The 8,421-nt window shown below is 51.2% G+C and carries 11 protein-coding genes; 5 read left to right on the forward strand and 6 right to left on the reverse strand.

Annotated elements, in window-relative coordinates; all coding sequences use genetic code 11:
• Position 1 precedes the first annotated feature (1 nt).
• The gene (locus ACTS3T_RS01605) at positions 2 to 652 is read left to right on the forward strand and encodes a cupin domain-containing protein (protein WP_462934639.1); all 651 of its coding nucleotides are present in this window, start codon (positions 2 to 4) and stop codon (positions 650 to 652) included.
• Positions 653 to 810: 158 nt separating this feature from the next.
• Here ACTS3T_RS01605 and ACTS3T_RS01610 read toward each other — a convergent pair whose 3' ends face one another.
• The 5 genes from ACTS3T_RS01610 to ACTS3T_RS01630 all read right to left on the reverse strand — a co-directional run bounded on the left by ACTS3T_RS01610 (position 811) and on the right by ACTS3T_RS01630 (position 3,880).
• Positions 811 to 1,800 (reverse strand): MBL fold metallo-hydrolase, encoded by a 990-nt coding sequence (locus ACTS3T_RS01610; protein WP_377963002.1) that lies wholly within the window; start codon positions 1,798 to 1,800, stop codon positions 811 to 813.
• A 29-nt stretch (positions 1,801 to 1,829) separates the two neighbouring features.
• Complete coding sequence (locus ACTS3T_RS01615; RefSeq protein ID WP_377963000.1) at positions 1,830 to 2,228, reverse strand: nuclear transport factor 2 family protein; 399 nt, start codon at positions 2,226 to 2,228, stop codon at positions 1,830 to 1,832.
• A complete protein-coding gene (locus ACTS3T_RS01620; RefSeq protein WP_377962998.1) occupies positions 2,225 to 2,509 on the reverse strand; it encodes an SDR family NAD(P)-dependent oxidoreductase in 285 nt (94 codons plus the stop codon). The genes ACTS3T_RS01615 and ACTS3T_RS01620 overlap by 4 nt, the downstream gene beginning before the upstream one ends.
• Positions 2,506 to 2,805 (reverse strand): antibiotic biosynthesis monooxygenase family protein, encoded by a 300-nt coding sequence (locus ACTS3T_RS01625; RefSeq protein WP_377962996.1) that lies wholly within the window; start codon positions 2,803 to 2,805, stop codon positions 2,506 to 2,508. The genes ACTS3T_RS01620 and ACTS3T_RS01625 overlap by 4 nt, the downstream gene beginning before the upstream one ends.
• 340 nt (positions 2,806 to 3,145) lie before the next feature.
• Positions 3,146 to 3,880, reverse strand: a complete 735-nt coding sequence (locus ACTS3T_RS01630) for an SDR family oxidoreductase (RefSeq protein WP_377962994.1) — start codon at positions 3,878 to 3,880, stop codon at positions 3,146 to 3,148.
• A gap of 120 nt (positions 3,881 to 4,000) precedes the next feature.
• Between ACTS3T_RS01630 and ACTS3T_RS01635 the strand changes: the two genes are divergently transcribed.
• A complete protein-coding gene (locus ACTS3T_RS01635) occupies positions 4,001 to 4,333 on the forward strand; it encodes a winged helix-turn-helix transcriptional regulator (RefSeq protein ID WP_377962992.1) in 333 nt (110 codons plus the stop codon).
• 362 nt (positions 4,334 to 4,695) lie between these two features.
• On the opposite strand, the gene cas2 is transcribed toward ACTS3T_RS01635, so the two are convergent.
• Positions 4,696 to 4,956, reverse strand: coding sequence for a CRISPR-associated endonuclease Cas2 (gene cas2 / locus ACTS3T_RS01640; RefSeq protein WP_462934640.1), 261 nt, complete (start codon positions 4,954 to 4,956; stop codon positions 4,696 to 4,698).
• Between the two features lie 326 nt (positions 4,957 to 5,282).
• On the opposite strand from cas2, the gene ACTS3T_RS01645 reads away from it, so the two are divergent.
• The 3 genes from ACTS3T_RS01645 to ACTS3T_RS01655 all read left to right on the forward strand — a co-directional run bounded on the left by ACTS3T_RS01645 (position 5,283) and on the right by ACTS3T_RS01655 (position 8,184).
• Positions 5,283 to 6,095, forward strand: coding sequence for an ABC transporter ATP-binding protein (locus tag ACTS3T_RS01645; RefSeq protein WP_377965059.1), 813 nt, complete (start codon positions 5,283 to 5,285; stop codon positions 6,093 to 6,095).
• Positions 6,096 to 6,278: 183 nt separating this feature from the next.
• Positions 6,279 to 7,436, forward strand: a complete 1,158-nt coding sequence (locus ACTS3T_RS01650; RefSeq protein WP_377965057.1) for an MFS transporter — start codon at positions 6,279 to 6,281, stop codon at positions 7,434 to 7,436.
• A gap of 322 nt (positions 7,437 to 7,758) precedes the next feature.
• On the forward strand, positions 7,759 to 8,184 hold the full coding sequence (locus tag ACTS3T_RS01655; protein ID WP_377965055.1) for an ExbD/TolR family protein: 426 nt from the start codon (positions 7,759 to 7,761) through the stop codon (positions 8,182 to 8,184).
• Positions 8,185 to 8,421 lie beyond the last annotated feature (237 nt).

Raw genomic sequence — 8,421 nt, forward strand, 5'->3', positions numbered from 1 at the left:
CATGAAACTCAACGCCGATCTGAATCAAAGAGCAGTTGTCTTTAGCGAAGAACTTCCTTGGCTGGATGCTCCAATGCCCGGTGTTCAGCGTCGCATGTTGGAGCGCGATGGCGAAGAAGTTGCTCGCGCAACCACGGTCGTCCGCTATGCGCCCGGTAGTTATTTTTCTGCCCATACCCACGATGGTGGTGAAGAATACTTGGTTTTGGAGGGAGTCTTCTCCGATGAAAAAGGGGACTTCGGTCAAGGAACCTATGTTCGTAACCCGGTGGGTTCTAGTCATACACCCTATAGCCAAGTGGGAGCAACTATTTTGGTCAAACTGCGGCAGATGGCTCCCCCCGATCAATCTCAGGTAACCATCGATACGAATCAGGCAGAATGGCTGCCCGGTTTGGTTCCGGGTTTACAGGTGTTACCGCTTCATGCCTACGGGACTGAACAGATTGCGCTGGTAAAGTGGGCTACGGGGACTCATTTTCAGTCGCATCGTCACTGGGGGGGTGAAGAGATCTTTGTCATTGCCGGGATATTTACCGATGAATACGGTGTCTATCCCAAAGGCACTTGGCTGCGAAATCCACCCGGTAGTGTACACGCGCCCTTTAGCGAAGAAGGTTGTGTCATCTACGTCAAAACGGGACATCTCTAAAATATGGATGATCAACAGGCTCAGGACGCTGCCAATACTTATACGAACGTAGTAGCTGATTAATTTCCTAGAAGGGCTGCTAGCTGGTTTTGGTTTCCCACAGAGAAACCCTGCTGGCGGCTTGAGATTGGCTACAGGGCGCAGGCAACTGATAGAGCTTAAGATTCACTTGTCAGTTCTGCAGCGATAGCGTCGATGTTTTGCTCCAACAAAGCCGGAATTGCCGCTACGGGTAAGTAGTCGGCATACCAAGTGTTCATATGCTCGACAATTTGCGCTTTTTCGTCAGTAGAAATTTGTCGGTCGTCGGCTAGGCGATCGCGCACCAACTGGCGAAACAGCGCTAAATACTCCAACTGATCGCGAATTAGCACATCTTTTGACCCCGGTTCACCGTGGCCAGGATAAATCAGGTCAGCATCGGGGAATCGACTCGAAAGTGATTCCAGTTGTGCGACCCAAGCAGTTGTGTGCTGAGTCAGCAGAAATGGCGTTTTGCTGTTGTTCACCAGGTCACCCGAAAACAGCGTTCGGGTTTCGGGCAGGTAGAGCATCGTCATCACAGCGGCTTCGTTGGGTGCCAGTTGATGTATCTGGAATTCAATGCCAGCAATGGTTAGAATATCTCCCTCTTCAATCAATTCAGTCGGTACGGCCACCTGATTGGGAAACTCATCGCCCAGCGTTTCTCGTGACAGCGCCACCAGCCCGTTCGCATCCGTCTCAATGGTTTTGAGGGTGATGGGTGAGCCGTAAATAGGAGCCTCTGGTGCATAATCTGCGAAGACCCGCAGTCCGGTGAAATGATCGGGATGGGGATGGGTCAGGAAAATAGCCGTAATCGGCTTTTGGGTAGCTTTGATGGAAACCAGAGCGGCTTGGGCTTCTGAAAGGGTTCGCTGCCCATCAATGACGATAATTTCGTTGGCCGTTTCAATCCAGTAGGTGTTGACCGCTCCCGCTCCAGGGGAGAAGTATTGATGAATGGTGAACTCAGGGGTTGCCGCCTGTGCGGTGAGAGGCAAAAGCGTACAGGCTAGCACAATCACAATGATTAGCCAAAGTTGTTGAAACAGTCGCCCTGGAGGTGCTAGACCGCCCGGAGCATTCCATCTAGCATCCACCCTTCCAAGCAGTCGATTGCTCATCTTCTTTTCCTTGGCTCAAGCGCAATAATTCATTCAAACAGCGGAGCAACGTCGGTATAGAACCGAACGGACGTAACCAAGCCTGCTTCGTTGCGGTCTGTAAATGCCACGGCTCGAAGCGTGACGGATTTCCCATCGTGGCGAGTGTAGTGATTGAATGCTTCAAGCACGAAGGCAGAATCACTGCCATAGATATTCAGCAAATCGTGTTCAAGACTGGCGAAAGACTGCCAGTAGTCGGTGAGAAATTGAGCGATCGCCTCCTTACCCTGAACGGGCGGGTTATTGTTGGAGATCATCTCGCAGCTCTCTGCCAAAAAGCGGCTATAGGCTTCAACATCCTGAGTATCAACCGCTTCTAAGTAGGTGAGATACCACTGGTAGGTTTCCGGCGAAAGCTGATTAATTCTGAGCTGATCGGTTTTCATCGCTTGTCCTTGTTCACCCCAATATCGGGTTGATCCAAACGCTTCTCAGTTTCGCCAAAAAGTTGTTTGACCTCATCGCCATTGCTGACGTTGGCCGGAATTGCAATCGCCTTCCCGCCCATCTTTTCAAGGTCTTTAACCACAGCATCAGCTTTCGCCTGACGGCTTGCATAATGAACTGCGATCGCCGCTCCCTCTCTAGCCAACCGCAAACAGGTAGCCGATCCAAGCCCACCTGAACCACCTGTGATAATTGCCACTTTCCCTGCTAAAGACTTCATTTTTCTACCTGAATAAGCTCGTCGTAGACGTGGGACTCGTTGGCAATAATCGCGGCGCTAAATTCAGGTGTGTGCATCGCCTGAAATTTGGGGGTTGTGCGCATGGCTTGCAGGTCGGCTTCGCTTTCCCACAGGGCGATCGCAGTGACTCGGGTACCGTCACGACTCTTGAGCACCTGTCCCGAAATAAATCCCGGTTGGGGTTTGACGGCTTCGGTATACACCTGCGAAATGTTGTGAAATGCCCGGTCTTGAGATTCGGGCTGAACGGTAAATACGTTGACAAAAGTAATCATGGTGAAGTTACGCCTTTTTAGAAGCGGTAAAGAACGTAGCAATCTTCCGCATCAAACCGACTGACAGCCAGGATGCGATCGCGGTAAAACCAATCGTTCGGATCGCTCGATCGTATGGGAAAAGACATTTTTTTTCGCGACTAAACGTGGACTGTGATTTCCTGAGCCAACCCGCGTACCGAACCAGAAAAAGGGTTTTGCTTAATGCTTAAACAAAAATCGCACACCAATTTGGTTCTCACATCTGTCTGGCTGTAGAGGGTTCAGCGACGTCCTCTCTCTTGCAGCAGAGCAGCCCATCTGCTCAAAAGGGCAAGGTTTTACGCAACTGCAAGGTCACCTAAACAATGCCGCCATTGGCGCGGATGTGTTGTCCCGTAATCCAGCGGCCATCGCTTGAAACCAGCATGGCGACGACATCGGCAATATCGGCAGGTTGACCCAAGCGACCCAGCGGCGTTTGGGCAATCAGTTGATTGGTAGCTTCCTCATCCAGCACCAGACCATCGGTATCGGTAACACCGGGGGAAACGGTGTTGACAGTGATGCCTCGTTCTCCCAATTCCTTGGCTAAACAGGCGCTAAACTGTTCGATCGCCGCTTTGCATCCGGCATAGGCACCCCCAGCCGGAATCGCCATCACCGTACCGCTGGTAGAAGTGCTGACAATCCGTCCGCCATCGGCTAAATGCTGGATCGCCGCTTGCAGTGTGAAATAGACGCCCCGCGTGATGTCGAACATGCTGTCGTATTCTGCCAGCGTCATTAAAGCGGTTGGCTTGAAGATGTTCTTCCCAGCGGCGTTGTTGACCAAAATGTCTACCTTGGCGTATTGCTTTAATGCTGCTTGAAACATCGCTTTGATGCTGTCCATGTCCTTGACGTTGACCTGCAAAGCCATCGCTTCGGATCCTGAACTTTTGATCGTTTCGACCACCTGATCGGCTTCATCCTGGTTGCTGTGGTAGGTAACAACAACGGTTGCGCCGTCTCGACCCAGTCGTTCAGCGATCGCTCGGCCAATGCCCCGCGAAGACCCGGTGACAATGGCAACTTTGCCCTGGAGGGTTTTCATTATTTATTTCGTCCTGGGAAAAACTTTAGGTTCTTTCAAAATAAAAGGGGGGCGCTCTGTTTGAGAAGTACTTACTTTTTAGTAAGTGAAGAAACTTGCGATCGCAGAGGCATCCCATTCATGGCCGAACAAACCCAGGGAACCGATTTTGTGCAAACCACCCTCAAAGTATTGGGGGGCAAGTGGAAGATCTTGATCCTGTGGCATCTCAAAGATGAGCCGCGCCGTTTTAATGCACTGAAACGCTTAATGCCAGAGATTTCTGAGAAGGTGTTGATTCAGCAACTGCGAGAACTTGAAAGCGACGGTCTGGTTAGCCGCAAGCAGTATGCTAAAGTGCCACCCCACGTAGAGTATGCCTTTACTCGTTACGGCCAAAGCTTGGAGCCTGTCCTACAAACACTCTGCCACTGGGGCGAAACCCATCTACAACGACTTAGCAACAAAACCTGAACGGCGCGGCTCATCAAACCTTCTCTGTTAGCGCATCTAGATCGTACGGATAGAGTCTGATTTTTCAAACGGCTGGCCTCTTGATTAGATTGACTAGTTGCAGAAAAGGGTGAATTCAAGCTCGTTAGACTGCCACATAAACCCCAGCGGCGATCATTAAAGTTTCTGCCCCACGGTTGACTCTTTTGAGCGGGCGATCGCTGGGGAGAGCTTGATACCTTTGTAACGCTCGGTCATGTCTCATTCCTGTAGTCGGACTACACGGCTGCTATTGCCTTCGGCGAAGACGCCTTAGCCCAAGCAATAGCCCTGAACGATGCCCCCAAACAAAATACCGTGATGCAATCTTAAGTCAGGCTTATTTAGAGATCGATCAATTTGGCATGGGGAGGGGGCTGACACTCGGAGGTGACCAAAATTAGACCTAAAGCGACTAAAAGGACAAGATTCTTAGCCGCTTGAATCCGCCCCATCACCTTCTGATGCAATCGTTGCATCTCCTCCAAACTCAAAAAACACTCAAACACACTCTCCTGCACCCGTCGCCCATAGCCCTCCAAAAACTTGGCCAGCTTCGTGCGCCGTCGATTGTCCGCAATGTCATATACCCCTAAAGTCAGCATTCCACCTACCTTCTACGTCAACCGCCGAAACGTTTCGTAGGACACCGCTTCCAACCCCCTTTTGAATCAAGCTCAGATTCAAGTGATCTATTGATAAAAAATCCCAATAGTGACACGCTAAATAGGTACAAAAATTGTTGAGTATTGAAGATGTCAGCCTCTACTTGGAAGAATATGCCCGTCCTAAAATCGGTCAGGAAGAGATGCCCAACCTAGAGCTTCAGAAAATACTACGGAACTACAGTTAAATATCAGTTGCCTTACTCTGCTGGTGGGTTCCATCCTGCCTTTACTTTGCTCAGATTGGCTTTCACTCACTTACCATGATGCTCGATACCGCCACTCAAATCGCTCTCACCGCTCGCAAGCTCACTTTGGCCTACGACAGCAAAGTCATCATTCGAGAGCTAGATCTGGCAATTCCCCAGGGTCAGATTACGACGCTAGTGGGGCCAAATGGCTGTGGCAAGTCTACTTTGCTTCGGGGGATGGCTCGTCTGTTAAAACCCAAAGGCGGGACAGTTTATTTAGAAGGGGAGGCGATCGCCCACCTCCCGACAAAAGAATTGGCGAAGCGGCTCGGTATTTTGCCTCAAAGTCCTGCTGCCCCAGAAGGGTTAACAGTATGGGAACTGGTGGCTCAGGGGCGCTACCCGCACCAAAACTGGCTACAGCAGTGGTCAAAGGAAGACGAGCTAAAAGTAGAAGCAGCGATCGCCACCACTCACCTACACGAGTTTGCCAACCGTCCCCTCGACACCCTCTCCGGCGGTCAGCGGCAGCGAGCCTGGATCGCTATGACCCTGGCTCAAGATACCGAAATTTTGCTGCTTGATGAGCCAACGACCTATCTAGACCTGGCGCATCAGATTGAAGTGCTAGATCTGCTTTACCATCTCAATCGCTCTGCAGGCCGCACCATCGTTATGGTGCTGCACGATTTAAACATGGCCTGCCGCTATAGCCACCATCTGATTGCACTGCGAGACGGCCAGATCAAGGCTCAGGGACTGCCCGCTGAGATCGTGACAGCAGAGATGGTGCAGCAGGTATTTGCGCTACAGAGCCGCATCATTTTAGATCCAGTCTCTCAGACGCCGCTTTGTCTGCCGATCAGTCAAACGATTAAAAACAGATAGCGCTTAGGTTGGGCACGCCGTAAAACAAGCAGCCCCTCAGTTTCGCTGCGATTTTGAAGCTGGCCTCGAACTTGGCGAGATTGCGGCATCCGCAGCGGCTAAAGCAGTTTGCTCAGATGAGTTTGCTCAAACGACAGCCGCAGCAGCAGGTGAAGACAGACTAAATATTAGCGCGAGAGCAAAATGCCTGGTTTCGACCGTACCGTATTAGCGTTGGGCTTAGTCAGCCTCCTGAGCGATTGTGCCAGCAAGATGGTGTATCCGGTGACGCCGCTTTTTCTAACCACAGTGCTAGGAGTGCCCGTCTCGACAGTCGGCCTAATTGAGGGCATTGCCGAAAGTACGGCTAGCGTTCTAAAGCTGTATTCAGGCTGGCTGTCGGATCAAGCAGGGCGGCGAAAGCCGTTTGCAGGAATCGGCTATGGATTGGGAGCGCTTTCCAAGCTTTTGCTAGCGGGTTCGATGGGGTGGGCACATGTGTTAGGTGCCCGACTTGTAGATCGCATGGGGAAAGGACTGCGGGCGGCTCCTAGAGATGCTCTGATTGCCGAAAATTGCCGCCTCGATCAGCGAGGACGAGCATTTGGTCTGCACCATAGCTTAGAGACGGTCGGTGAGATTGTAGGGCCGCTGCTCGGTTTTTGGTTTCTTTGGCAGTTTCCAGAAAACTATCGAGGCGTGTTTGCGATCGCGTTTATTCCAGCCTGTCTGGGGGTGCTGGTGCTGCTGTTTCAAGTCAAAGAAGCGCCATTGCCCCATCAAAGCCAGCGATCGCAGCCCCAGTTTACCCTGCAAGGTCTAGCGCCCGCCTATCGTCGCTTTTTGCTAGTGGTGGGCTTGTTTGGCTTGGGCAACTCATCAGATGCCTTCTTGCTGTTGCGTGCCCAAGCTTTAGGCTTTGCTGGCAACCAAGTCCTCTTACTCTACGCTGTGTTCAACTTAGTCGAAGTGTCTTTAGGATTAGCTGTCGGCAACCTGTCAGATCGCATCGGACGACGGCTGCTATTAGCCAGTGGCTACCTGGTCTTTGCACTGGTCTATCTAGGCTTTGCCTTCGTGTCTGATGCAGCCTTGATCTGGCCTTTGTTTATGCTGTATGGCTTGTACGCTACTCTGACGCGAGGTCTGCAAAAAGCCTTGGTCGCTGACCTCGTCCACCCTCAAAAACGAGGAGCCGAAACGGGGACGTTTTACCTAGTTACGGGGCTGGTCGCTTTGCCCGCCAGTCTGATAGCAGGCTGGCTTTATACCCAGCTTGGAGCTGCCGTGCCGTTCTCGCTGAGTGCTGTACTCGCCGCGATCGCGGCGCTGCTTCTTGTGGCGGTGCCGCCAAGTTCCTAAGTTTGACATGGCGGGCTTAATGAGGTTTAATCTCAACAGCGCTAATGAGACTAAATATCATTAGGCGTCTCGGGTCTGCTCAATTTAGGCTTGGGGTTTATTCTGCAAGCCTTTCTTGACCACATCACCAACAAGCCGTACGGCAAAGAAGTATGGGGTTAGGTTTGAGGGCGCTAACGGATTGGCGATCGCTGTTTTGATCCCAGCTTTGGGCTGTCGCTGCTGTTATTTTCCCTGGCGGCGATCGCTCTAAGGGTTGAGCGCTCAATTAGAGATTTTCGACCAGGGCATCACGAAGCTTTGCAACAAGGAAATGCAGTATATGCGCGTCATAGATAACGAACCGGAAGAGGAACTGTCGATTAATATTGTGCCGATGATTGATGTCATCTTCGCAATTTTGGCCTTCTTTATTTTGTCTACTTTGTTTCTTACCCAAGCCGAGGGGTTGCCAGTTGACCTGCCCAATGCTGAAACGTCAGAAACCCAGCAGCAGGCAGATTTTACGGTCACTATAGAGGCTTCCGGGGATATGTTTTTGAATAAAGAACCCATTGACATCAGGGCGCTGAGAGCCGCCATCGACGAGCAGTTACAGTCCGGCCAGTCGGCTTTGGTGACCGTGCAGGCTGATGAGCGGGTCTATCATGGCCAGGTAATTGAGGTCATGGACGTGCTGCGATCGCTTGAAGGGGTACAGTTGGGCATTGCCACTGAGTCTGGATCTGCTGACGCAGAGCAGCCATGAAGCCGTTATATCAATTCTCGATTTTGGATTTTCGATTTTGAATTGACCAGTCTTGGCTCTGCATAGTTTCGTCATTTTCATCTGTACCTTTCTTTTGAAGAAGCGGTATTACTCAGCAGCCAGGGCGATCGCCCTCCATCGGCAGGTCAGGCATCACCATAGCTGCTGGAGAATGACTTATATCAATTCTCGATTTTGGATTTTCGATTTTGAATTGACCAGTCTTGGCTCTGCATA

Source organism: Almyronema sp. (genome assembly GCF_052168255.1).
GTDB lineage: Bacteria > Cyanobacteriota > Cyanobacteriia > Phormidesmidales > Phormidesmidaceae > Sphaerothrix > Sphaerothrix epifaneia.